This window comes from Providencia sp. Marseille-Q8014, assembly GCF_965112055.1.
Window position 1 is genome coordinate 3913852 of the sequence record NZ_CBCOPT010000001.1, and the last position, 26188, is coordinate 3940039.

Consider the following 26188-nt stretch of genomic DNA (forward strand, 5'->3'; position numbering starts at 1 on the left):
CCCGTCGCTTTTATTAAGCGGTTATGGTTTTACTATATGCGATGATTTGCATTGCTTAAATTGATATATTAACAATACAATGTTGCATATTTTGCAACGTCATATTTATTGAATCTGAGGCTAATACAAAAATGGATATTCGTGATTTAAAGCTATTTCTTCATTTAGCAGAAAGCTGCCATTTCGGTCGAACCTCTAAAGCAATGTATGTCAGCCCCTCAACCTTATCGAGACAAATTCAACGCTTAGAAGAACAGCTAGGGCATCCGCTATTTATTCGTGATAATCGTTCGGTAAAACTGACGCAAGCTGGAGAGCATTTAAAACAATTTGCTCAACAAACCTTATTGCAATATCAACAACTGCAACATGTTCTCAATCAACAAAGCCCCTCTCTCACGGGTGAGCTACGCCTTTTTTGTTCAGTAACAGCCGCCTACAGCCATTTACCACAGGTTTTAGATAAATTCCGAGCCCTTCACCCACTCGTTGAAATCAAACTCACCACAGGGGATGCTGCCGATGCCGTCGATAAAGTCGAAACCAAAGAAGCGGACTTAGGGATTGCCGGTAAACCGGAACGCCTTCCTGATAATGTAAAATTTACTAAAATTGGTGAAATTCCATTGGTTCTGATTGCTCCGGCATTGCCTTGTGCGGTACGCACCATGGCGACAGAACCACAACCTGATTGGTCTGCCATTCCTTTTATCCTGCCTGAACACGGCCCCTCAAGAAAACGTATCGAACTATGGTTCCGTCGCCACCACATCAATAACCCCGTGATCTATGCAACCGTCTCTGGGCATGAAGCAATCGTCTCAATGGTCGCGCTTGGTTGTGGTATCGCTTTGATTCCGAGCGTCGTGGTTGATAACAGCCCAGAACCGGTACGTAGTCGTATATTACAATTAGATAATATTTCGCTAGTGGAGCCTTTTGAACTAGGCGTTTGCTCACTTAGCAAACGCCTTAGCGAACCCTTAATCAAATCATTCTGGCAACTACTCCCAGAAAGCTTAATCTAATGTTTGAGGGAGACGTTGGGGCGCTAAAAAGAAACGGAAAGAGGGATTCCCCGTTTCATCATGATATTCATAGCCTAATGCATCAAGGTGCCTATCAAAGCGAACTTCTGGTCCAGATAACTCAAACGCGGCTAACACACGCCCGTAGTCAGTGCCATGACTCCGATAATGGAACAGTGTAATATTCCAATAGGTACCTAACGTCTCTAAGAATTTCAACAGTGCCCCGGGTGACTCAGGAAACTCGAAACTATAGAGGCGCTCTTCCAATGGTTTCGATGGGCGACCACCAATCATATAGCGGACATGTAATTTTGCCATTTCATCATCGGAAAGGTCAGCCACTTCATAGCCGTTCTGTTGTAGCTCCTGAATTATTTCAATTCGCTCACTTTCCCCGCCATTAAGTCTTACTCCGACAAAAATACACGCGCGGTCAGGATCTGCATCGGTATAACGATAGTTGAACTCCGTGATAGACCGATGACCTAGCAACTGACAAAAGCGTAAAAAGCTGCCTTTTTGTTCAGGGATCGTAACGGCAAGTAGTGCTTCCCGCTGTTCACCAATTTCACAGCGCTCAGACACATAACGTAGCCCATGAAAGTTCATATTGGCGCCAGACAAAATATGCGCTAAACGTTCGCCTTTAATATTATGCTGTTGCACATATTTTTTCAGGCCCGCCAGCGCCAATGCACCTGATGGTTCGGCAATAGCACGGACGTCTTCAAAAATATCTTTCAAGGCTGCACAGATCGCATCGCTATCTACCGTGATCACATCATCGACATATTGTTGGCAGAGACGAAATGTTTCATCCCCAATACGTTTTACTGCCACACCTTCTGCAAATAAACCAACTCGAGGTAAGTCAACCGGATGGCCAGCCTCTAGCGCTGCTTTTAAACAGGCGGCATCTTCTGCTTCAACGCCGATGATTTTAATTTCTGGCATTAATTGTTTGATTAAAACCGCCACACCCGCGATTAGGCCACCACCACCAACAGGTATAAAAATTCGGTCAAGATGCACATCTTGTTGCAGTAGCTCTAATGCAATCGTTGCTTGACCTGCAATGACCGCGGGATGATCGAAAGGAGGAACAAAGGTATAGCCCTCTTGAGTTGCCATCTCAATGGCTTTTGCTTTCGCCTCATCAAAATTAGCGCCATGCAAAATGGCCTCGCCCCCAAAGTTACGTACTGCATCAACTTTGATATCCGCTGTCGCAACAGGCATCACAATTTTTGCTTTCACACCAACACGGCTCGCCGATAAGGCTACCCCTTGAGCATGGTTTCCCGCAGAAGCAGTCACGACACCTTTCGCTTTTTGCTCGTCGGTCAACCCTGCAATCATGGCGTAAGCACCGCGCAACTTAAAACTATGCACAGGCTGCCTATCTTCACGTTTAACGAGGATCGTATTTCCCATACGAGCCGAGACTTTGCTCATTTCTTGCAATGGCGTAACTTGAGCGACTTCATAAACCGGCGCACTCAGCGCCGCTTTTAGATAATCAGCACTCGTTGGGGCTGATGGTAATGGTTTTGCAGCTGCCACCGTTAGCCTCCCAACTTAGACTTATCGCGTACAGCGCCCTTATCTGCACTGGTTGCAAGAGATGCATAGGCACGTAAAGCAAAAGAGACTTCACGCTGACGATCACGTGGTGTATAAGCTTTATCACCTCGCGCTAATTCCGCATCACGGCGTTTATTTAGCTCATCTTCACTCACATCCAAAGCAATGGTTCTCTTTGGAATATCAATATCAATGATGTCACCATCCTGTACTAAGGCTAACAAACCACCACTTGCTGCTTCCGGTGAAATATGACCGATCGATAACCCAGAACTTCCCCCAGAGAAACGACCGTCTGTAATCAGTGCACAGGCCTTACCTAATCCCATCGATTTAAGGTATGACGTCGGATAGAGCATCTCTTGCATGCCTGGGCCGCCTTTCGGGCCTTCATAACGAATAACGACCACATCACCTTCAACAACCTTGCCACCAAGTATCGCTTCAACAGCATCATCTTGGCTCTCATACACTTTAGCTGGGCCTCGGAACGTTAAACTTCCTTCATCAACACCCGCAGTTTTTACAATGCAACCATCTTCGGCGATATTACCGGCTAATACCGCTAATCCGCCATCTAAGCTATAAGCATGTTCAATATTACGAATACACCCATTTTCACGGTCAGTATCCAAGGAAGGCCAACGGCAACTTTGCGAGAATGCTTGTGTTGTGCGAATACCCGCAGGCCCCGCTAAAAACATCGATTTAACTGACTCATCTTTCGTCAACATGACGTCGTATTGCTCAAGCGTCTGTTTAAAAGTCAGCCCCAGAATATTTTTCACATTTTCTTGTAATAAACCTGCTCGGCTCAACTCACCTAAAATACCAATCACACCACCAGCACGGTGAACGTCTTCCATATGGTATTTCTGGGTGCTCGGCGCGACTTTACATAAGTGCGGAACTTGACGTGACAAACGATCAATATCCGCCATGGTAAAATCAACCTCTGCTTCTTGCGCGGCAGCAAGCAAGTGCAATACGGTATTTGTCGATCCCCCCATCGCAATATCCAGTGTCATCGCATTTTCAAACGCGGCTTTGTTGGCGATATTACGTGGTAATGCACTTTCATCATTCTGCTCATAATAGCGTTTTGTCAGTTCGACAATGCGTTTACCCGCATTAATGAAAAGGGTTTTACGGTCAGCATGAGTGGCTAATAAGGATCCATTTCCGGGTTGTGATAAGCCAAGCGCTTCTGTTAAACAGTTCATCGAGTTAGCGGTGAACATTCCCGAGCAAGATCCACACGTTGGGCAAGCCGAACGTTCAATTTGTTCACTATCCGCATCACTGACATTAGGGTTAGCACCTTGGATCATCGCATCGACCAAGTCCAACTTAATGATTTGATCTGAAAGCTTCGTTTTACCCGCTTCCATTGGGCCACCTGAAACAAATATCACCGGAATATTCAAACGTAATGACGCCATTAACATGCCCGGTGTGATTTTGTCACAGTTGGAGATACAAACCATGGCATCTGCACAGTGCGCATTCACCATATATTCAACAGAATCTGCAATTAACTCACGGGAAGGTAAGGAATAAAGCATCCCGCCATGCCCCATAGCGATACCATCATCAACGGCAATCGTATTAAACTCTTTCGCAACACCACCCGCAGCTTCAATTTGCTCAGCAACCAGCTTCCCTAGGTCGCGCAAATGAACGTGCCCTGGAACAAATTGAGTAAATGAGTTAACCACTGCAATAATTGGTTTTCCAAAATCAGCATCCGTCATACCGGTGGCACGCCATAATGCACGAGCGCCTGCCATATTACGGCCATGAGTGGTTGTTGCTGAACGGTACTTAGGCATATCTTTACTCCCGTGTTTTAAAACAGGCGGGGAACGACCGCCTGTAAGTCTGTTTATATTTGTTATTAAGGGTTTACTGGATCTAACCAACCCCATTTATCTTCCGTCGACCCATCAAACAAGCCAAAGAATGCTTGCTGGATCTTTTTCGTCACAGGGCCACAACGGCCAATGCCGACTTGGATACCGTCAACGCTACGTACTGGAGTAATTTCCGCCGCGGTTCCTGTCATAAAGACTTCATCAGCAAGATAAAGTGACTCACGTGATAATGTTTGCTCACGCACCTCAATCCCCATGTCTTTTGCTAGGGTTAAAATAGCGTCACGAGTGATCCCCGGTAGAGCAGAAGAAGTAAATGGAGGAGTAAATAAAATACCATCTTTCACTTCAAAGATGTTTTCGCCCGCACCTTCAGATAGATAACCATGAACGTCTAACGCGATACCTTCTTGGTAGCCATGACGGCGAGCCTCACTCCCTACTAACAGCGATGACAGATAGTTACCGCCAGCTTTTGCACCTGTTGGGATAGTATTTGGTGCCACACGATTCCAAGAAGAAACCATTGCATCAATACCTTGGTCTAATGCTTCTTCCCCTAAATACGCTCCCCATGGGAAAGCAGCCATGATGACATCTGTTTTATAACCGTCCGGTGGGTTCACTCCCATGCCAACATCACCGATAAAAACGAGTGGACGAATATATGCACTGACTAAGTTGTTTTTACGCAGAGTGGCACGGCAAGCTTCCATTAGCTCATCTACGCTATAGCTGACAGGCATACGATAGATTTTTGCGGAATCACGCAAACGTTGCATGTGTTCTCTATGGCGGAATACAACTGGCCCTTTGTGAGAGTCATAGCAACGGACGCCTTCAAATACCGATGTTCCATAATGCAGAGCATGAGACATAACGTGTACCTTAGCATCAGCCCATGGCGTCATTTCACCGTTAAACCAAATATAGTCAGCTTTCTTAGTCATTGTATTTATTCCTTACATTGCACTCTGAGTGCGTAATAGTCGTGATTCTTGTTCTCTTATTTCAACTTCTGAAACATCAGACAACTTAGTTAACTGTGCATATAGCTGGGTGAGTGGCCTCTGGCTATTCACAGTCATTTCAATATTTACATTATCACCATCTGGCATGTGATCCATAGTCATTGAACTGATTTGGAATCCACGATGGCGAGTCACCCGTAATATACGCTCTAAAACCTCAGGACGGAAACGGGCTTGTATTGCGAGTTGATGTTGCATCATAACGGTTTCTCCATCATTTTTTCATTACTCGCCCCTGGTGGAACCAGCGGCCAGACGTTTTCTAATTCATTTATTGAAACCTGCAAGATGTAAGCGCCTTCACTATTAAGTAATTCATCTAGCGCAGCATCGACTTCCGATTTTGCAGTGATACGGCGTCCAGGAATATCAAAAGCCTGCGCCAAAGCGACAAAATCAGGGTTATCCGTTAAAATAGTTTCACTATAACGTTGCTCAAAAAACAGCTCTTGCCACTGACGAACCATGCCTAAACGTTGGTTATCTAACAATAAAATTTTAACCGGTAACTGTTTACGCTTAATGGTTCCCAACTCTTGAACGTTCATCATGAACGAGCCATCTCCAGAAACACAGATCACGGTATCTTCAGGACGAGCAACCTGAGCACCGATCGCCGCAGGAATACCAAAGCCCATGGTTCCCAGACCACTTGAAGTTATAAAGTTTTCAGGGGCATCAAACTCTAAATGCTGAGCTGACCACATTTGGTGCTGCCCAACATCCGTTGTGACAACCGTATTAGGCCCCATACGATCGGAAAGTTGCTTTAACAGCAAAGGGGCATAAATAGCTTCGCCAGGATGGTCATAGCGCCAACTGAATTCGTGTTTTAACTGCTGCACCTCTTCCTGCCATGACGAAATATTTTTTTCCATCGTCAATTCAGGTAATAGCTGTTTGGCATCACCTAACAAAGCCACATGCGTTTGACGCAATTTATCAAGCTCAACATGGTCAATATCGATATGTATGACTTTGGCATCCGGAGCGAATGTATTTAATTTGCCCGTCACACGATCATCAAAACGTGCACCAACCGCAATCAATAAATCGCAACGTTGTACCGCTAGGTTAGCGGCTTTCGTTCCATGCATACCTAACATGCCAAGATAATAAGGCTCCGTCGCCGCTACAGCCCCCAACCCTTTTAACGTCGCCACAGAAGGGATCCCTGTGCACGCAATAAATTGTCTTAACTCGGCAACCGCTCCCGACATACCAACACCGCCACCAATGTATAACATCGGCTTTTGCGACTGTTGGAGTAACGCTCTTGCTTGCTGTACTTCATCAGTTTGGATAGGCAAATCCTGTTCAACAGGCATTAAAAATGGTGCTAGGTCGGCCTGCTGTAGTTGAATATCTTTCGGAATATCAATCAGTACAGGTCCTGGACGACCACTATTTGCGATTGCGAAAGCTTCAGCAACAATACGAGGCAGGTCTTCAAGAGATTCCACTAAAAAACTGTGCTTAGTACAGGCAAGCGATAACCCTAAAACATCAATTTCCTGAAAAGCATCCGTACCAATAAATTCAGAGCTCACCTGCCCTGTAATGGCAACAACAGGAACTGAATCTAACAACGCATCGGCTAATCCTGTAATTAAGTTTGTGGCACCCGGCCCAGATGTCGCAATACATACTCCCGTTTTCGAGGTTGATCGCGCATAACCAATCGCCGCAATCACAGCACCTTGCTCATGGCGGCATAACAGATGCTCAACGCCGCCATCATACAATGCATCATACACTGGCATAATCGCACCACCAGGGTAACCAAACACGGTTTCAACCCCTTGAGTTCTTAATGCTTGAACTAACCATTGTGCCCCATTCATGCTTCTCTCCTGTCTTCCATTTGCTTTATCTATTTGTATTTATTTTGTTTTTTTAGGTTGAATGATGTTGGTAAACTTTTATGTCAAAAAAAACCCCGCGCCTTTCGGTGCGGGGTTCTCGTGAGATCTGGCTACTAATTTAGCCTTCGTCGTCCAAGTGCAGCCCCGCACGGTGGGATAATAATCACCACCACGCTGATAATAATTAGGCTAATCACTCGGAAAAATGCGTTCATCTGTTTTTTTCTTTCACTGTTATTCGTTATCTATACTAAAGAGTTATCATGTTAAAATTACTTTGACAACTTTTATTTTCTTTTTTTCCTATTAAAAAATAAATTTACTTTAAAAACATAGCACTACAAAATATTTAGCATGATTATCTAGTATTTCGCTATATATATAGCAAATACATATTGTTCTGATTGAATAATTAGTCTGATATTCCATTATCTAAACCTAACATTGAAGATATTAAATTTATTTCATATATCACTTTTCAATAATAATTATCTAAAGTAATACTTAATGATTATTTATAAATAAAACCCAATACCATGATAAATAATAATTTTGTGAACATCTTCGCAAGAAAATGATGATTGCTAAATATTTTCTAATCTGCTTTCCAAACGGCTTCTCAACATTAAAACATGCGATTGCACCGCCTTTTTGTTAAACAGAATATTACTCTGTTTACTAAAAGGGAGAAAATATGGCACTAGCGATTGTCTACACCAGAGCCTCGATAGGAATGGATGCCCCACTTGTGACTGTTGAAGCCCATATTAGTAATGGACTTCCAGGCTTAACGCTAGTCGGTCTGCCAGAAACCGCTGTTAAAGAATCTAGAGATAGGGTACGAAGCGCTCTAATAAACAGCGGCTTTGAATATCCAACCAAAAAAATGACAATTAACTTGGCCCCTGCCGATCTCCCTAAAGAAGGGGGGCGTTATGATCTAGCGATAGCCATTGCTATCTTAGTTTCTTCAGGCCAAGTCCCCGCTAAGATACTTCATCAATATGAATTTCTCGGCGAACTTGCTTTATCTGGCCAAATTCGTCATGTTAATGGCGCTATTCCTGCCGCTTTGGCTGCATTAACAAAAAAAAGACAGCTCATTCTTGCAGCGGAAAATCCACAACAGCTGAACTTACTCCCTGATAACAGCGTTATGTTTGCAGGAACACTATTAGAACTTTGCCATTTTTTATATGAAAAGACCGCCTTACCACGTAATTTCCATCCAACTAACATCCCTGCATCACTCAATTGTAATGACAACATCAGCGATATCATTGGGCAAGAACAAGGAAAAAGAGCATTAGAAATCTGTGCCAGTGGTGGACATAATTTACTCTTATTAGGCCCTCCTGGTACTGGAAAAACAATGTTAGCAAGCAGACTCAAGACGCTTTTACCCACTCTAACGCCACAGGAAGCGTTAGAAGTCGCTTCAATACATAGTCTATGTCAATCCACTCACTTAAGTTATGATTGGCCTCCTCGGCCATTTAGAGCGCCTCATCATAGCGCCTCAATGGCAGCACTTATTGGCGGAGGAAGCTTACCGAAGCCGGGGGAGATATCCCTAGCGCATAATGGGATTTTGTTTCTAGATGAATTACCGGAATTTAGCCGCACTGTACTTGATGCATTACGTGAGCCGCTAGAATCAAGGCAAATCATTATTTCTCGTGCTAAAGCAAAAGTCTCTTTCCCTGCTAACTTTCAACTCATTGCTGCCTTAAATCCAAGCCCTACAGGTCAATATCAAGGAAACTTTTGCCGCAGCTCTCCAACTAAAATTTTACGCTATCTCTCACGTATTTCAGGCCCTTTTCTTGATCGATTTGATCTTTCAATAGAGATTCCATTACTACCTCTAGGCACGCTAAGCCACCCATCCTCTCACAGTGAAAATAGCGAACAAATACGCTCTAGGGTCCTACTTGCAAGAAACATTCAAATGAAAAGAATAGGGAAATTAAACAGCCAGTTAACCGAGAAAGAAACCACTGCACTCTGTCAACTCAATACCAAGGATGCCTTTTTTTTAGAGCAGGCTTTAAATAAGCTCGGATTATCTATCAGGGCTTGGCATAAGATCTTAAGGGTTGCTCGTACCATTGCTGATTTACAAAATACAGACAATATTGAAAAACCGCATCTTCTCGAAGCATTAGGTTACCGAGCAATGGATAAGTTATTGCTTCATTTGCAAAAACAAGTAAGCTGACTGGCTGGGAGAGAGTTAAAGACAGAAAAATAAAACAGAGAACCTAACAATTTTCAGTGGATAGGTACAGAATGCATGAAATGATGACGATATGCGATTAGATAAGCACACATTTGCAAGAATAGCATGGTCGATAAGTCATACTAATATCCGATAAATAAACTAAGGGGCCTAAAGCCCCTCTGTAAATATATTGATGATATTAATCATCTGTATCTGTATAGTCATCTGAAGGGTCTATCTGAGGTTTACCGCCAGAGAGAGTATGAAAGCGTTTTGGACGATTTATACGGCTAGAATATTTCGCCCACACCTTTTCTTCAGGAGTTACTGGTTCCCTTTCGCCACGGCAAACTGCAACGAACAGTTTTTCTTCATCAGTCTGTGCAGCGCGTTTGCCAGAATCAAGCTCAGAAAAAGCTTGACCGTGACGTTCGAGTAACTGAGCTTCCTTGATGGTGAAATCACCATGACGAGAAAAGCCACGTGGGTAATGTTTATTATCAAAAAAACGATTAGTCGTGATGAAGCTTTCTGCCATCTGACACACTCCTAACTTATTACTGTCAACTCTTTATGGCGCGGAGTATTAGACAGCATTGACAATCTGTAAAACAAAACATTTAAATCATCACGACAAAAATTATTGGAGATGTATGTGGATACTGAGTTATTAAAAACTTTTTTGGAAGTCAGTAGAACCAGACACTTCGGCCGAGCCGCAGAATCACTATATTTAACACAATCTGCTGTTAGCTTTCGTATCAGACAACTTGAAACACAACTAGGCACAAACCTATTTACTCGGCATCGTAATAACATTCGATTAACGGCCGCGGGGGAGCGCTTAGTCCCCTATGCAGAATCGTTGATGAATACATGGTTACAGGCTAAAAAAGAGATCTCACATGCATCACAGCATACTGAACTATCAATTGGAGCGACCGCATCACTGTGGGAAGGCTATCTGACGGACTGGGTACAAGCATTATATGAACAGCATGATGAGCTACGATTAGAAGCGCGAGTATCAACGCGTCAATCACTCGTCAAGCAACTACACTCCAGAGAACTCGATTTGCTGATAGCAACGGAGCCACCGAAAATGGATGAGTTTGAAAGCACCATTATTGGTACGATTGAACTTCAGCTAATGGCTTCACAAAAAAATATTGCGCTAACAAATTATAATTATATCAAATTAGAGTGGGGAGCCGATTTCCATCCTCAAAATGATTCAGCTTTAACGCCTGATGACTCACCTGTCATGATAACGACATCAGCGCATATAGCCCGTCAATTACTCTCTGTATCACTTTCTGCTGCGTTTTTACCTTCTCACTGGAGTATCCAGTACCCTGGGCTAAAAACACTCTCAGAAAGTCCAATGGCAAAACCACTCTACGCTGTTTGGCTACAGAAGAACGATCAACAAGCATTGATTAATCAACTAATAAAAACCCCTATTAAGAATGCTCAATTAATCCCATAAAATAAGCTCATCACGCCATGACGCTCGATTGTTTTATCGAGCGTCTAGTTTTTCAATAATGTTAATTTGCTCGAAAGTCACAGGCACATCAAAGAGCTATCCCATTTTATTGATATCTAAATAAGTTATCATTCCCTGCCAATAAAAAATGGTGATATTTGATAATACCCCTATCGCCCAAAATTAATGCTATTAAATTTTATGGGGTATTTACCGGCTTGGGTGAGCGACGGCAATGTCCTAAACATGCAATATATAAACATCATCACATCACTTGGCACGCTTCTTTAAAGTCATGGCATTAGTCATATTGGCTTAAACGAAGTCACAATCGAAAGGTATATAGGTAGGCAAACAAAAACCAAGTCTTCATGCCAGATAGATTAAAACAATCAAACCTTCTTAGCATGTAAGCAGAAAGAGAAAAATCGATAGAAAGCCGTTCCCATTAAAACCTAACAACACTGATAGGTCTAAATTGAGCTATCAATGACAGTAATAACTGCGCCGTTTAACGTCACAATGATATTCCGTTAATAAGCTACATTTAATCTTTAAGTTCATTCAGCGTGTTAGGGGATATTAATACAACCCAAAAGTCACTTTTAGGCATTTTAGCATTGAGGTAGGGTGTAACTGCTTATATACGCACTCTATTACTCAATTTGATCAAAGAGTGATAGTGTTCTCTTTAATCCCAAAATTGAGTCATTGACTGCATTATCAAAGGGTAATACAAGTGGGATGTCTGCTCGGTGGGAGATGGTGATGTGTCTGTAGGTTAGATAAAGAAAAACCCGATTAAAATAATCGGGTTATCAATAAGATACTTCTTTTATTTTTACTTAATTGGTAACTGGCAGGGGCGGAGAGGCTCGAACTCCCAACACCCGGTTTTGGAGACCGGTGCTCTACCAATTGAACTACGCCCCTAAATTAAGTGGCGGAACGGACGGGACTCGAACCCGCGACCCCCTGCGTGACAGGCAGGTATTCTAACCAACTGAACTACCGCTCCACTATTCTTTCGCCTAACGGCTGCTTATCGCTTCGCAATAAGTCTTTAATTTAATGTCTGGCAGTTCCCTACTCTCACATGGGGAGACCCCACACTACCATCGGCGCTACGGCGTTTCACTGCTGAGTTCGGCATGGGGTCAGGTGGGACCACCGCGCTATTGCCGCCAGACAAATTCGGTTTTTGTTCCCGTTGGCTTCCACCAACCAGAACAGCAATCTTGAACAAGCTAATTTCTCGCACTCTGTGTGCGCTTCACAACGTTCTCTCTAAAACACCTTCGGTGTTGTCAGGTTAAGCCTCACGGTTCATTAGTACTGGTTAGCTCAACGTATCGCTACGCTTACACACCCAGCCTATCAACGTCTTAGTCTTAAACGTTCCTTTAGGACCCTTAAAGAGTCAGGGAAGACTCATCTCAAGGCAAGTTTCCCGCTTAGATGCTTTCAGCGGTTATCTCTTCCGCACTTAGCTACCGGGCAGTGCCATTGGCATGACAACCCGAACACCAGTGGTGCGTCCACTCCGGTCCTCTCGTACTAGGAGCAGCCCCTTTCAATCTTCCAACGCCCACGGCAGATAGGGACCGAACTGTCTCACGACGTTCTAAACCCAGCTCGCGTACCACTTTAAATGGCGAACAGCCATACCCTTGGGACCTACTTCAGCCCCAGGATGTGATGAGCCGACATCGAGGTGCCAAACACCGCCGTCGATATGAACTCTTGGGCGGTATCAGCCTGTTATCCCCGGAGTACCTTTTATCCGTTGAGCGATGGCCCTTCCATTCAGAACCACCGGATCACTAAGACCTACTTTCGTACCTGCTCGAGCCGTCACTCTCGCAGTCAAGCTGGCTTATGCCTTTGCACTAACCGCATGATGTCCGACCATGCTTAGCCAACCTTCGTGCTCCTCCGTTACTCTTTGGGAGGAGACCGCCCCAGTCAAACTACCCACCAGACACTGTCCGCACCCCAGATGATGGGGCCACGTTAGAACATCAAACATTAAAGGGTGGTATTTCAAGGTTGGCTCCATGCAGACTGGCGTCCACACTTCAAAGCCTCCCACCTATCCTACACATCAAGGCTCAATGTTCAGTGTCAAGCTATAGTAAAGGTTCACGGGGTCTTTCCGTCTTGCCGCGGGTACACTGCATCTTCACAGCGAGTTCAATTTCACTGAGTCTCGGGTGGAGACAGCCTGGCCATCATTACGCCATTCGTGCAGGTCGGAACTTACCCGACAAGGAATTTCGCTACCTTAGGACCGTTATAGTTACGGCCGCCGTTTACTGGGGCTTCGATCAAGAGCTTCTCCTTACGGATAACCCCATCAATTAACCTTCCAGCACCGGGCAGGCGTCACACCGTATACGTCCACTTTCGTGTTTGCACAGTGCTGTGTTTTTAATAAACAGTTGCAGCCAGCTGGTATCTGCGACTGGCTTCAGCTCCATCCGCGAGGGACTTCACCTAGCGCCAGCGTGCCTTCTCCCGAAGTTACGGCACCATTTTGCCTAGTTCCTTCACCCGAGTTCTCTCAAGCGCCTGAGTATTCTCTACCTGACCACCTGTGTCGGTTTGGGGTACGATTAATGATAATCTAGAGCTTAGAGGCTTTTCCTGGAAGCGGGGCATGAGCTACTTCGCCACCGTAGTGACTCGTCATCAGACCTCAGCATATAGTGAACCGGATTTGCCTAATTCACCTGCCTACATCCTTAAACCGGGACAACCGTCGCCCGGCCAGCTTAGCCTTCTCCGTCCCCCCATCGCAATTATCACCAGTACAGGAATATTAACCTGTTTCCCATCGACTACGCATTTCTGCCTCGCCTTAGGGGTCGACTCACCCTGCCCCGATTAACGTTGGACAGGAACCCTTGGTCTTCCGGCGTGCGGGTTTTTCACCCGCATTATCGTTACTTATGTCAGCATTCGCACTTCTGATACCTCCAGCATGCCTCGCAGCACACCTTCACAGGCTTACAGAACGCTCCCCTACCCAACAACATCTAAATGTCGCTGCCGCAGCTTCGGTGCATGGTTTAGCCCCGTTACATCTTCCGCGCAGGCCGACTCGACCAGTGAGCTATTACGCTTTCTTTAAATGATGGCTGCTTCTAAGCCAACATCCTGGCTGTCTGAGCCTTCCCACTTCGTTTCCCACTTAACCATGACTTTGGGACCTTAGCTGGCGGTCTGGGTTGTTTCCCTCTTCACGACGAACGTTAGCACCCGCCGTGTGTCTCCCGTGATAACATTCTTCGGTATTCGTAGTTTGCATCGGGTTGGTAAGTCGGGATGACCCCCTAGCCGAAACAGTGCTCTACCCCCGAAGATGAGTTCACGAGGCGCTACCTAAATAGCTTTCGGGGAGAACCAGCTATCTCCCGGTTTGATTGGCCTTTCACCCCCAGCCACAAGTCATCCGCTAATTTTTCAACATTAGTCGGTTCGGTCCTCCAGTTAGTGTTACCCAACCTTCAACCTGCCCATGGCTAGATCACCGGGTTTCGGGTCTATACCCTGCAACTTAATCGCCCAGTTAAGACTCGGTTTCCCTACGGCTCCCCTATACGGTTAACCTTGCTACAGAATATAAGTCGCTGACCCATTATACAAAAGGTACGCAGTCACACCTAAAAGGTGCTCCCACTGCTTGTACGTACACGGTTTCAGGTTCTATTTCACTCCCCTCGCCGGGGTTCTTTTCGCCTTTCCCTCACGGTACTGGTTCACTATCGGTCAATCAGGAGTATTTAGCCTTGGAGGATGGTCCCCCCATATTCAGACAGGATAACACGTGTCCCGCCCTACTCGTCGAGTTCACAACACCAACACCTTCGGATACGGGGCTATCACCCTTTACTGCCGGACTTTCCAGACCGTTCTCCTGATGCTGATGCTGATTAAGACTCTGGGCTGCTCCCCGTTCGCTCGCCGCTACTAGGGGAATCTCGGTTGATTTCTTTTCCTCGAGGTACTGAGATGTTTCAGTTCCCTCGGTTCGCCTCGTTTGACTATGGATTCATCAAACGATAGTGCAACGAATTGCACTGGGTTTCCCCATTCGGACATCGTCGGCTATAGCGGTTCATATCACCTTACCGACGCTTTTCGCAGATTAGCACGTCCTTCATCGCCTCTGATTGCCTAGGCATCCACCGTGTACGCTTAGTCGCTTAACCTCACAACCCGAAATTGTTTCAACGATCACCTAACTGTCATGGCTGTGCGTGGTGAAATTCTTTGTTGCGCGGTGCTCGTCATGCTCACGTACCGATGTACGCTGCGCTGACTGCGCTCCTACGCCGCGAATTTCACATTGCTCGCTCATGCCACTCGTTTGAATGACCGAAAACTTCAGGTTTGAAATTTTGAGAGACTCTCACATTGTTTAAGCGATAAACAATGTGCGTTGTTTCAATTTTCAGCTTGTTCCAGATTGTTAAAGAGCATAATTGTTAAACTAACTCAGTGAATTAGCTTAATCATTATTGAGGACATCGTCTTTCACTCGATATCGGCGCAATTGGCGTCCCCTAGGGGATTCGAACCCCTGTTACCGCCGTGAAAGGGCGGTGTCCTAGGCCTCTAGACGAAGGGGACACAAAATATTGCACAACTATGTTGTGGCCTATTTCATGCAAGTCTTACCCTGTGGTAAGTCTCCCACGTATAGCCTATTGCTCTACTTTTCATCAGACAATCTGTGTGAACACTTCACAAGAACACTTCAATGGTAAGGAGGTGATCCAACCGCAGGTTCCCCTACGGTTACCTTGTTACGACTTCACCCCAGTCATGGATCACAAAGTGGTAAGCGCCCTCCCGAAGGTTAAGCTACCTACTTCTTTTGCAACCCACTCCCATGGTGTGACGGGCGGTGTGTACAAGGCCCGGGAACGTATTCACCGTAGCATTCTGATCTACGATTACTAGCGATTCCGACTTCATGGAGTCGAGTTGCAGACTCCAATCCGGACTACGACGTACTTTATGAGTTCCGCTTGCTCTCGCGAGGTCGCTTCTCTTTGTATACGCCATTGTAGCACGTGTGTAGCCCTACTCGTAAGGGCCATGATGACTTGACGTCATCCCCACCTTCCTCCGGTTTATCACCGGCAGTCTCCTTTGAGTTCCCGACCGAATCGCTGGCAACAAAGGATAAGGGTTGCGCTCGTTGCGGGACTTAACCCAACATTTCACAACACGAGCTGACGACAGCCATGCAGCACCTGTCTCAGAGTTCCCGAAGGCACTAAAGCATCTCTGCTAAATTCTCTGGATGTCAAGAGTAGGTAAGGTTCTTCGCGTTGCATCGAATTAAACCACATGCTCCACCGCTTGTGCGGGCCCCCGTCAATTCATTTGAGTTTTAACCTTGCGGCCGTACTCCCCAGGCGGTCGATTTAACGCGTTAGCTCCGGAAGCCACGCCTCAAGGGCACAACCTCCAAATCGACATCGTTTACAGCGTGGACTACCAGGGTATCTAATCCTGTTTGCTCCCCACGCTTTCGCACCTGAGCGTCAGTCTTTGTCCAGGGGGCCGCCTTCGCCACCGGTATTCCTCCACATCTCTACGCATTTCACCGCTACACATGGAATTCTACCCCCCTCTACAAGACTCTAGCTGACCAGTCTTAGATGCCATTCCCAGGTTAAGCCCGGGGATTTCACATCTAACTTAATCAACCGCCTGCGTGCGCTTTACGCCCAGTAATTCCGATTAACGCTTGCACCCTCCGTATTACCGCGGCTGCTGGCACGGAGTTAGCCGGTGCTTCTTCTGTCGGTAACGTCAATCGTTGATGATATTAGCATCAACGCCTTCCTCCCGACTGAAAGTACTTTACAACCCTAGGGCCTTCTTCATACACGCGGCATGGCTGCATCAGGCTTGCGCCCATTGTGCAATATTCCCCACTGCTGCCTCCCGTAGGAGTCTGGGCCGTGTCTCAGTCCCAGTGTGGCTGATCATCCTCTCAGACCAGCTAGGGATCGTCGCCTAGGTGAGCCATTACCCCACCTACTAGCTAATCCCATATGGGTTCATCCGATAGCGCAAGGCCCGAAGGTCCCCTGCTTTGCTCCTTAGAGATTATGCGGTATTAGCCACCGTTTCCAGTAGTTATCCCCCTCTATCGGGCAGATCCCCATACATTACTCACCCGTCCGCCGCTCGTCAGCGAGAAGCAAGCTTCCCCTGTTACCGCTCGACTTGCATGTGTTAGGCCTGCCGCCAGCGTTCAATCTGAGCCATGATCAAACTCTTCAATTAAAAGTGTTTGATGCTCAAAGAATTAAACTGACTACATTCTTTCATATATGAATTAACGTGTTAGTCACTCTTCAAGACTTAAAATCAAATATTTTTTTGATAGTGTCCTGTGAGTGCCCACACAGATTGCCTGATAAATTGTTAAAGAGCGTTGCGACTTTATCTTTCGATATTAACCGTTTAGGTTGTTGTCGCGAGGTGTCGTATACTACGTTTTTTTGTCAGAAAGTCAAGTGATTATTTTCAACTTTTTCTCTCTTTTTCACCTCAGTCATCACGAGGGTTTCTTTTTCAACCTGACCACCGAAGCGGTTTGTCGTGACAACGGATGCGCATTATAGGGAGTCAGAAAATTCTGGCAACCCTTTTTTTGAAAAAAAATACTGTTTGAAGATAAAATCATCATTATGTTTTTTTTTCTAGCAATATGATGCTGAAATAGACAACGAAAAGATACTTTGAATACTTTACCTTTTGCAGATTAAACATCTTCATTGTATGTATACATATTAACTATGCTTTTAACACTACCATTTATTGACTATGGCGACTGCTATGAATAAACATTTAAGACCTTATTTAGGTATTTACCCAACTACTGGCACTGACGTATTTATCGATCCTTCCGCTGTTGTTATCGGAGATGTTCGCTTAGCCGATGATGTAAGTATTTGGCCTCTGTCTGTATTACGTGGTGATGTGAATTATATTGAAATTGGATCTCGCACGAATATACAAGATGGTTCAGTCTTACATGTTACCCATAAGTCAAAACACAACCCTGACGGTAACCCGTTAATTATCGGTGAAGATGTCACTGTCGGCCATAAAGTGATGCTGCATGGCTGTACCATTGGGGATCGCGTTTTAGTTGGAATGGGGTCGATTGTATTAGATGGTGCAATTATTGCGGATGACGTTGTTATAGGTGCTAACAGTTTAGTTACCCAAGGTAAAAAACTCGAAAGTGGCTACCTATATGTCGGTAGCCCAGCAAAAGCGGCCCGCAAACTGACTGAAGGGGAGTTGGAGCATTTGCGCTATTCCGCTAATAACTATGTTCAATGGAAAAATGACTACTTATCATCAGGCAAAGAGTAATCATTACCATTGTCTAAAAGGTCTTGAGCGATCAAGACCTCAAACTCTTCTTCTATATCCCAACGGTGAGTTTGAAATAATGCTAATGGTTCGGCTCCCATCCCATATCTTTTATATAGTAACCTGTCCGATATGACGCAATGCGCTAACATTCCATTAATTAATACTGGAAATCGTACTTTTCCAGTCATTACATCCCATTCTTCTCTATCTGGGAATTGAATTGCTTGATTCATTTTTTCAATTCCTTCTGTAACGCATACAAGACTGGTTCCATATCTGGCAGTACACCATGCCATAACTTAAAGGCAAAAGCGGCTTGCCCAACGAGCATTCCCAAGCCGTCAGCAAGCTGTTCAACATTATAAGCTTTCGCAAAAGATAAAAATGGCGTTAATGATTGTTGATAGAACATGTCATAACAAGCGACTTGCTTAGAAAATACCGCAGGATCAAGTTCAGGAATTTCCCCACTAACGCCAGAAGATGTTCCGTTGATGATAAGATCAAAAGTCGCAGTTTTGATCTCATCGATCGGCTGTGCGGTAATTGTTCCAAAACTTGCAAATTGGTTTACTAATGTTTTCGCTTTAGAGAAAGTTCTATTTGTTAGCGTTATTTCACACCCAAATTCCAAAAGTGGTAACAGCGCTCCGCGAGTTGCGCCACCAGCACCAATCATTAATATTTTACTATCCGTACGAATAAACTTCAGCCGTTGCAGGTCTAATAATAGACCTACACCATCCGTGTTATCACCTAAGAACCGATGGTCATCAAGTTTCATGACCGTATTGACAGCACCACATGATTGAGCCCGTTCTGTTAGTTCTGACATCATGTGATGTGCTCTTTCTTTAAAAGGAAGAGTGATATTCGCTCCTTTTCCTCCTTGAGCAAAAAACTCAGAGAGTTGTTGCTCAAATTCATCTATCGGAGCCAGAATACGTTCATACTCCAACGAGATCCCTGTTTGTTGAGCAAACATCTGATGAATGATAGGAGATTTACTATGTGCAATCGGATGGCCAAAGACGGCATACTTATCCATAAAATAGTTATCCTTTTCGGTATAATTGCCCAGTTTTAGCATCACGAATTTCTGATGGATTTTGACGTCCACCTACAGCCCCATCCAGTACAGGGATACTTCCCGCAAACTGCTCTATAACTTCATGGGTCGTTCTACAAGGTTCCTTTCCACTCAAATTTGCGCTCGTTGATACCAATGGTTTTCCATATTCTCGGCAAAGTGCTTTTACTAACTTATGGTCAGTCACCCTTACCGCCAAAGTATCAAAGCGACCCGTTAACCATTTAGGTGTAGATGGCTTCGCTGGGATAACCCACGTAACGGGGCCAGGCCAGCTTTCAAACATGACCTGTTTTTGTTCATCTGTTAGCTGACTATCATCAACGTAACTTTTCAATTGCTCATAATTATCAGCAATGAGAATCAACCCTTTTTCCCAAGGACGTTGTTTCAATTCAAGTAATTTATTGACCGCTTGTTCACTATCGGGGTCACAGCCAAGTCCAAAAACAGCCTCTGTGGGATAAGCGATAACATCCCCTTTATTAAGGGCTGTGATAATATTTTCAATTGCAGGTGTAGATTTATTTTGCATCTTTTTAACTCATTATTCTTTCTGTGGTTTACCACATCGTTTACTGGCACAAAATAATCTTACTCCTTGAGCACCCCTTTTTTCCATAAGTAATGGATAATGACAATGCTCACACTCGCCAGATACGGGCTTGTTATTAAGAATAAATTGGCAGGATGGATAGCTATCGCAAGCATAAAATGTCTTACCAAACCTAGATTTACGTTGCAACAGATGCCCTGTTTGACACTGAGGGCAAGAAACTTTCGTTTCATCTGGCTTATCAATTAATTCTATATGCTCACATTCAGGGTAGTGACTACATCCAATAAACATACCAAATCGCCCTTGTTTCAAAACGAGATCATAACCACATTGAGGGCATGCCTGTCCTTCTAATACCTTTATTACATGGCTTTCTGCTGAAGGGCGCATAGGTTTGACATAATGACACTGCGGATATGAAGAACACGCAAAAAAAGGTCCATGTGCACCATTACGAATAACCAATACCGCACCGCATTCAGGGCAATGTTCATTTTTTTCTGTTTCAAAAGGCAATTGCTTTGACATGATTTTCTCTTAGCCAACTAACTTAATTTTATATATCCACCAGCAACTGAAGCGATCACACCATCTATTTCTAATTCAGTCAAAATAGAAGTCACTTCTGTTATGGGCTGTTGTGCGCGCTCAGCAATAACATCTGCGGGTAAAGGATGATACTCAACCATACTCAATATTTTGTTTTCTGTCAGATTAAATTCAGAATTAATTTCTTCTTTAATTAACGATTCGACAGGCAACCAATTCAGTCCGGCCTCTAGATGAGGTTTAATATCTTCGGGATCAACTAATAAATACGCGCCTTGCTGCAATAACCAATGATTGCCACTGAAAGCGGGATCTCCTAACGGTGCTGGTATCGTAAAAAGATCTCTATTTTGTTCAATAGCATAGCGTGCTGTTATCAATGAACCACTTTTCATACCTGCCTCAATAACAACGGTGGCTTTACTTAAACCACTAATGATTCGATTTCGCCGAGGAAATTGCTTAGGGAGTGGCGGTGTATGAGGTAAATATTCAGAAATTAATGCGCCTTCTTCTTTTATTTTTTCCGCCAAAAAAATATGTTGCTTGGGGTAGATATTTGCGAGTCCACTACCTAAAACAGCGATTGTTTTCCCTTTTTCATTTAATGCCGCCCGATGACTAACAACATCGATTCCAAAAGCTAGCCCACTCGTAATCGTTAAACCATAACGTGTAAATTCTTTGGCAAACAGCTCGGCCCATTTACGACCGTAAGCACTCGTTTGGCGGCTGCCAACGATTGCAATCTGTGCAGTTGCAATTAATTCCCTTTGCCCGATGACAAACAACACCAGCGGAAAATTCGAGATTTGTTTTAGCAAAAGGGGATAGTGTGAATCATAAAAGGTGATCAGCTGGTGCTCTTCTTTTTCCAACCATTTAATCGTTTGAGTTAACTTGGTCGAAGAAAAATGTTGAAACTGTAAGCATTGCAACTCATTCAGCCCACATTCTCGTAAGATAGGCAGACTAACTTTCTCTAATAAGAGTAGCTTGTTAATTATTCTTAATGCCTTATGCGGTGATAACCGGCTGACTTGAGACATTCTTAACCATATTTCTTGAGAATCCATCGCATCTTCCTGACGTTATAATAAATGAGTTCATCAATGAACAAATCATCACCAATACTGTCAATATGACCAATAAATGTCTAGAATAGGCATTAATTCTTATTCACTTTTTTGGACGCTGCTCGAAAAAATTTATGTCAGTATTAAACGTATTACATTACCCAGACGAACGCTTACGCACTATTGCTAAGCCAGTAGAAAAAGTAGATGCCGAAATTCAACGTATTATCGATGATATGTTCGAAACGATGTATGAAGAAGAAGGTATCGGTCTTGCTGCGACCCAAGTTGATATTCATCAGCGGATCATCGTTATTGATGTTTCCGAAACGCGTGATGAACGACTGGTATTGATCAATCCTGAATTACTCGACAAATCAGGTGAAACAGGTATAGAGGAAGGCTGTCTCTCCATTCCTGAACAGCATGGATTTGTCCCAAGAGCCGAAAACGTTAAAATTCGAGCTCTCGACTATAATGGCGAAACGTTTGAACTTGAGGCCGATGGCTTACTCGCTATTTGTATTCAACATGAGATGGATCACCTTGTTGGGAAACTATTTGTCGATTATCTCTCTCCATTAAAACGCCAACGTATCCGCCAAAAAGTTGAAAAGTTGGATAGAATGAGAGCTAAAGAAGCCAAAATAGCTAAATAGATAGATTTATACAGGGAACATAAACGTGTCAGAATCATTAAAAATTATCTTTGCAGGTACACCTGATTTTGCTGCTGGTCATTTAGCTGCTTTGCTTAACACTAAACATCAGGTTGTAGGTGTCCTCACTCCACCAGATAAGCCCGCGGGAAGAGGAAAGAAGCTGACACCTAGCCCTGTAAAAGTATTAGCGCAAGAAAATAATATTCCCGTTTTTCAGCCTACTACACTGAAAAAGGAAGAAAACCATCAATGGATCAAAGAGCAAAATGCTGATTTGATGATTGTTGTTGCTTATGGCTTTATTTTGCCAAAAGCCGTTTTAGATATCCCCCGTTTAGGTTGCCTAAATGTCCACGGCTCACTACTACCTCGCTGGCGTGGGGCTGCTCCTATTCAACGTTCTATTTGGGCGGGTGATGCTGAAACGGGCGTCACGATTATGCAAATGGATGAAGGCTTAGATACCGGTGATATGCTCTATAAAGCGAAATGCCCTATCCTGCCAGAAGATACTAGCGCAACACTCTATCAAAAATTGGCTGTTATTGGTCCAGAAGCCCTAATACACACCTTAGACCTGATATCTAGCCAACAATGCCTTCCTGAAAAACAGGACGATTCCTTAGCAAATTATGCAGAGAAATTATCTAAAGAAGAAGCGCGTATTGATTGGCAATTATCAGCAGAGCAGATAGAACGTTGTGTTAGAGCGTTTAATCCTTGGCCTATGAGCTATTTTATGGTTCAAGATCAACTGATAAAAGTTTGGCAGGCTGAAGTGATTTCACAAAATCACAGTGAAAAACCAGGTACGATTATTAGCGCCGATAAAAATGGTATATGTGTCGCCACTGCTAGCGGAAAATTGAATATCGTTCAATTACAGCCTCCAGGTAAAAAAGCCATGGCAGCACAAGATCTATTAAACTCTCGCCGTGAATGGTTCGCTCCTGGAACACTACTTAATTAAAACACCAATAAATTTGCCTGATAATATATTCAGGCAAATTTATTTCGTGACGAATAGACTCACCCTCATTTATGAAGAATACATATAACTTGCGTAGCATCGCAGCAATAGCCATTGGTCAAGTCATTGACAAAGGCCAATCCCTAAGTACGGTACTACCTGAATTACAAAAAAATATTAGCGATAAAGATAAGTCTCTATTACAAGAGATCTGTTTTGGTGTTCTCCGCTATTTACCTAAACTTGAATGGTTTGTTAGCCAACTAATGGAAAAACCACTGACAGGTAAGCAACGAACATTACACTACCTCATTATGGTTGGTATTTATCAGCTACTCTATACACGTATTCCAGCTCATGCAGCCCTTGCTGAAACAGTCAATGGAGCCGTTGCATTAAAACGTCCTCAACTAAAAGGGCTTATCAATGGTGTATTGCGTTCATTCCAAAGACAACAAGCTCAGTTAGAAGAACGTAGCGCAAATCATAATAGTCAATATTTACATCCTAGTTGGTTACTAAAAAGACTGCAAAACGCATACCCTAACGAATGGCAATCCATTGTTGAAGCGAACAACCAACGTCCACCTATGTGGTTGAGGGTTAACGCTCAACATCATAGTGCTGAACAATACCAAAAGCTGTTGGAAGAAATAGGAATTACATCTGAGCGACATCTTAAACACCCTTCCGCATTAAGGCTATCTGAACCAACTTCAGTAGCAAAACTACCCGGCTTTGATGAAGGCTGGTCTACAGTACAAGATGTCTCCGCCCAAGGTTGTGCCGAAATACTTGCACCTCAAAATAATGAACATATTCTCGACCTATGTGCAGCACCTGGCGGTAAGACAACTCATATCTTAGAAATAGCACCAAAAGCGCATGTTGTGGCTGTCGATATTGATGAATCTCGCCTAAAACGCGTAAACGAAAATTTGTCGCGACTCAAGCAACATGCTGTTGTTATTCAAGGTGATGGAACTACTCCTGAGCAATGGGCTGAGGGTAAATTGTTTGATCGCATATTGCTTGATGCACCATGTTCAGCAACCGGTGTTATTCGACGTCACCCAGATATAAAATGGTTAAGACGGGATTCTGATATTAATGAGCTCACCGTTCTTCAAGCCAAAATACTCGAGTCTATTTGGCCATATTTAAAAGTAGGCGGTACTCTTGTCTATGCAACTTGCTCTGTTATGCCCGAAGAGAATAGCCTGCAAATAAAAAACTTTTTAGCTAAACACCCGGAAGCTAAACTGAATGATGGCACAAGTGCAGGATTACAAATACTCCCCAGTGAAACAGGGGGTGATGGTTTCTTCTACGCACGCCTAGTAAAGCAAATAAATTAACTGGATAAGGCTTGTCTGAGATAGGAATATTCAATGAAAATCATTATTTTAGGTGCAGGACAAGTTGGTGGAACTCTCGCTGAAAATCTAGTAGACGAAAACAATGATATTACTGTCGTTGACACGAATGCTGATCGCTTGCGTCAATTACAAGATCAGTTTGATCTTAGAGTCGTCAATGGTCACGGCTCCCACCCACGAGTACTCCGTGATGCGGGAGCTGAAGATGCAGATATGTTAGTCGCAGTGACTAATTCAGATGAGACTAACATGATCGCATGTCAAATTGCCTATAGTCTTTTTAATACCCCGAATAAAATCGCGCGTATTAGAGCAACTGAATATATCCGTGAAGCAGACAAGCTATTTTTACCTGAACAAATTCCTATTGATTATTTAATCTCTCCGGAACAATTAGTCATAGACTATATTTACAAACTAATCCAATACCCTGGCGCACTCCAAGTAGTTAATTTTGCCGAAGGTAAAGTCAGTATTGTTGCGGTTAAAGCCTATTATGGCGGTTCACTCGTGGGTAATGCTCTATCAAGCTTACGTGAACACATGCCACATATTGATACCAGAGTCGTAGCAATATTCCGTCAAGATCGTCCTATAAGACCTCAAGGCTCGACCATCATTGAAGCTGGAGATGAAGTATTTTTTGTCGCTTCAACACAACATATTCGCGCTGTCATGAGTGAATTACAACGTCTAGAAAAACCTTATAAACGTTTAATGATAGTAGGTGGCGGTAATGTTGGTGCAGGCTTAGCAAAACGGCTAGAAAAAGATTATAGCGTCAAGCTAATAGAGCGTAATCAACAACGCGCAACAGAACTGGCTGAACTACTTCATGATACGATCGTGTTTTATGGTGATGCTTCTGATCAGGAGTTATTAACCGAAGAGCATATTGAGCAAATGGATGTATTCATAGCCCTAACTAACGATGACGAAGCAAATATCATGTCGGCTATGTTAGCTAAAAAAATGGGGGCTAAAAAAGCCATGGTCTTAATTCAACGCACCGCTTATGTTGAATTAGTTCAAGGAGGGGTGATTGATATTGCTGTATCACCACAGCAAGCAACAATCTCGGCATTACTTGGTCATGTCCGAAAAGCCGATATTGTCAGCGTTTCCTCATTAAGAAGGGGGGTTGCTGAAGCCATTGAGGCAATTGCACACGGAGATGAAAATACATCTAAAGTTGTAGGAAAGAAAATTTCAGATATTAAGCTTCCACCGGGGACAATTATTGGTGCTTTAGTTAGAGAAGATGAAGTTATTATTGCCAGTGATTATCATATTATTGAACAAGGTGATCATGTCATCATGTTTATTACAGATAAAAAATATGTACCTGACGTTGAAAAACTATTTCAGCCTAGCCCTTTCTTTTTATAAAAA

At 43.8% G+C, this 26188-nt stretch carries 20 protein-coding genes, 3 tRNA genes and 3 rRNA genes; 8 read left to right on the plus strand and 18 right to left on the minus strand.

The features are described from left to right. Positions 1–131 precede the first annotated feature (131 nt). Positions 132–1028 (plus strand): HTH-type transcriptional activator IlvY, encoded by an 897-nt coding sequence (gene ilvY, locus ACWPW6_RS17450; RefSeq protein ID WP_154623518.1) that lies wholly within the window; start codon positions 132–134, stop codon positions 1026–1028. Here ilvY and ilvA read toward each other — a convergent pair. From ilvA to ilvL, 6 genes are all read right to left on the minus strand, one after another. Beyond that, positions 1020–2594: a threonine ammonia-lyase, biosynthetic gene (gene ilvA, locus ACWPW6_RS17455; protein ID WP_163863291.1), complete on the minus strand. Its 1575-nt coding sequence runs from the start codon at positions 2592–2594 to the stop codon at positions 1020–1022. The genes ilvY and ilvA overlap by 9 nt on opposite strands. Before the next feature lie 2 nt (positions 2595–2596). Continuing rightward, positions 2597–4447, minus strand: coding sequence for a dihydroxy-acid dehydratase (gene ilvD, locus ACWPW6_RS17460; protein ID WP_163863294.1), 1851 nt, complete (start codon positions 4445–4447; stop codon positions 2597–2599). A gap of 65 nt (positions 4448–4512) precedes the next feature. After that, a complete protein-coding gene (locus ACWPW6_RS17465) occupies positions 4513–5439 on the minus strand; it encodes a branched-chain amino acid transaminase (protein ID WP_154623520.1) in 927 nt (308 codons plus the stop codon). A 12-nt stretch (positions 5440–5451) separates the two neighbouring features. Beyond that, the gene (gene ilvM, locus ACWPW6_RS17470; protein ID WP_154623521.1) at positions 5452–5721 is read right to left on the minus strand and encodes an acetolactate synthase 2 small subunit; all 270 of its coding nucleotides are present in this window, start codon (positions 5719–5721) and stop codon (positions 5452–5454) included. Continuing rightward, positions 5718–7364 (minus strand): acetolactate synthase 2 catalytic subunit, encoded by a 1647-nt coding sequence (gene ilvG, locus ACWPW6_RS17475; protein ID WP_249999477.1) that lies wholly within the window; start codon positions 7362–7364, stop codon positions 5718–5720. The genes ilvM and ilvG overlap by 4 nt, the downstream gene beginning before the upstream one ends. A gap of 134 nt (positions 7365–7498) precedes the next feature. Then, positions 7499–7600 carry an ilv operon leader peptide gene (gene ilvL / locus ACWPW6_RS17480; protein ID WP_071599630.1) on the minus strand — a complete coding sequence of 34 codons (102 nt, stop codon included), beginning with the start codon at positions 7598–7600 and terminating at the stop codon, positions 7499–7501. Between the two features lie 479 nt (positions 7601–8079). On the opposite strand from ilvL, the gene ACWPW6_RS17485 reads away from it, so the two are divergent. Further along, positions 8080–9606 carry a YifB family Mg chelatase-like AAA ATPase gene (locus tag ACWPW6_RS17485; protein WP_163863298.1) on the plus strand — a complete coding sequence of 509 codons (1527 nt, stop codon included), beginning with the start codon at positions 8080–8082 and terminating at the stop codon, positions 9604–9606. 202 nt (positions 9607–9808) lie between these two features. Here the strand turns inward: ACWPW6_RS17485 and ACWPW6_RS17490 are convergent, their stop codons facing one another. Then, on the minus strand, positions 9809–10147 hold the full coding sequence (locus tag ACWPW6_RS17490; RefSeq protein ID WP_004915426.1) for a DUF413 domain-containing protein: 339 nt from the start codon (positions 10145–10147) through the stop codon (positions 9809–9811). A 111-nt stretch (positions 10148–10258) separates the two neighbouring features. Here ACWPW6_RS17490 and hdfR point away from each other — a divergent pair, with 111 nt between their 5' ends. Continuing rightward, positions 10259–11098, plus strand: coding sequence for an HTH-type transcriptional regulator HdfR (gene hdfR, locus ACWPW6_RS17495; protein ID WP_249999479.1), 840 nt, complete (start codon positions 10259–10261; stop codon positions 11096–11098). An 857-nt stretch (positions 11099–11955) separates the two neighbouring features. On the opposite strand, the gene ACWPW6_RS17500 is transcribed toward hdfR, so the two are convergent. The 6 genes from ACWPW6_RS17500 to ACWPW6_RS17525 form a co-directional block, all read right to left on the minus strand. Then, positions 11956–12031: transfer RNA gene (locus tag ACWPW6_RS17500), tRNA-Trp, on the minus strand. A gap of 8 nt (positions 12032–12039) precedes the next feature. Continuing rightward, positions 12040–12116, minus strand: a tRNA-Asp gene (locus tag ACWPW6_RS17505). Positions 12117–12171: 55 nt separating this feature from the next. Further along, positions 12172–12287, minus strand: a 5S ribosomal RNA gene (gene rrf, locus ACWPW6_RS17510). Positions 12288–12406: 119 nt separating this feature from the next. Further along, a 23S ribosomal RNA gene (locus tag ACWPW6_RS17515) occupies positions 12407–15312 on the minus strand. Positions 15313–15657: 345 nt separating this feature from the next. Then, positions 15658–15733, minus strand: a tRNA-Glu gene (locus ACWPW6_RS17520). 134 nt (positions 15734–15867) lie between these two features. Next, positions 15868–17407 (minus strand): 16S ribosomal RNA (locus ACWPW6_RS17525). The 16S, 23S and 5S rRNA genes sit together here with 3 tRNA genes alongside, the layout of an rRNA operon. 555 nt (positions 17408–17962) lie before the next feature. Here ACWPW6_RS17525 and ACWPW6_RS17530 point away from each other — a divergent pair. Next, positions 17963–18508: a gamma carbonic anhydrase family protein gene (locus tag ACWPW6_RS17530; RefSeq protein ID WP_154622872.1), complete on the plus strand. Its 546-nt coding sequence runs from the start codon at positions 17963–17965 to the stop codon at positions 18506–18508. On the opposite strand, the gene ACWPW6_RS17535 is transcribed toward ACWPW6_RS17530, so the two are convergent. The 5 genes from ACWPW6_RS17535 to dprA are packed head-to-tail and all read right to left on the minus strand — an operon-like array spanning position 18484 to position 21785. Then, entirely contained in the window at positions 18484–18744 is a 261-nt protein-coding gene (locus ACWPW6_RS17535) for a DUF1488 family protein (RefSeq protein WP_163863300.1), read from the minus strand. The genes ACWPW6_RS17530 and ACWPW6_RS17535 overlap by 25 nt on opposite strands. Continuing rightward, positions 18741–19559: a shikimate dehydrogenase gene (gene aroE, locus ACWPW6_RS17540; protein WP_247047142.1), complete on the minus strand. Its 819-nt coding sequence runs from the start codon at positions 19557–19559 to the stop codon at positions 18741–18743. The genes ACWPW6_RS17535 and aroE overlap by 4 nt, the downstream gene beginning before the upstream one ends. A 7-nt stretch (positions 19560–19566) precedes the next feature. Further along, positions 19567–20136, minus strand: a complete 570-nt coding sequence (gene tsaC / locus ACWPW6_RS17545) for an L-threonylcarbamoyladenylate synthase type 1 TsaC (protein ID WP_154622875.1) — start codon at positions 20134–20136, stop codon at positions 19567–19569. Positions 20137–20148: 12 nt separating this feature from the next. Further along, positions 20149–20688, minus strand: coding sequence for a DNA topoisomerase family protein (locus ACWPW6_RS17550; RefSeq protein WP_163863307.1), 540 nt, complete (start codon positions 20686–20688; stop codon positions 20149–20151). Between the two features lie 17 nt (positions 20689–20705). Next, a complete protein-coding gene (gene dprA, locus ACWPW6_RS17555) occupies positions 20706–21785 on the minus strand; it encodes a DNA-processing protein DprA (protein WP_154622877.1) in 1080 nt (359 codons plus the stop codon). Between the two features lie 134 nt (positions 21786–21919). Here dprA and def point away from each other — a divergent pair, with 134 nt between their 5' ends. The 4 genes from def to trkA all read left to right on the plus strand — a co-directional run bounded on the left by def (position 21920) and on the right by trkA (position 26185). After that, positions 21920–22444 (plus strand): peptide deformylase, encoded by a 525-nt coding sequence (gene def / locus ACWPW6_RS17560; RefSeq protein WP_163863309.1) that lies wholly within the window; start codon positions 21920–21922, stop codon positions 22442–22444. 25 nt (positions 22445–22469) lie between these two features. After that, on the plus strand, positions 22470–23417 hold the full coding sequence (gene fmt / locus ACWPW6_RS17565) for a methionyl-tRNA formyltransferase (protein ID WP_249999482.1): 948 nt from the start codon (positions 22470–22472) through the stop codon (positions 23415–23417). Between the two features lie 71 nt (positions 23418–23488). Continuing rightward, the gene (gene rsmB, locus ACWPW6_RS17570; RefSeq protein ID WP_154622879.1) at positions 23489–24775 is read left to right on the plus strand and encodes a 16S rRNA (cytosine(967)-C(5))-methyltransferase RsmB; all 1287 of its coding nucleotides are present in this window, start codon (positions 23489–23491) and stop codon (positions 24773–24775) included. A gap of 33 nt (positions 24776–24808) precedes the next feature. Beyond that, entirely contained in the window at positions 24809–26185 is a 1377-nt protein-coding gene (gene trkA, locus ACWPW6_RS17575; RefSeq protein WP_154622880.1) for a Trk system potassium transporter TrkA, read from the plus strand. The last annotated feature ends 3 nt before the right edge of the window (positions 26186–26188 follow it).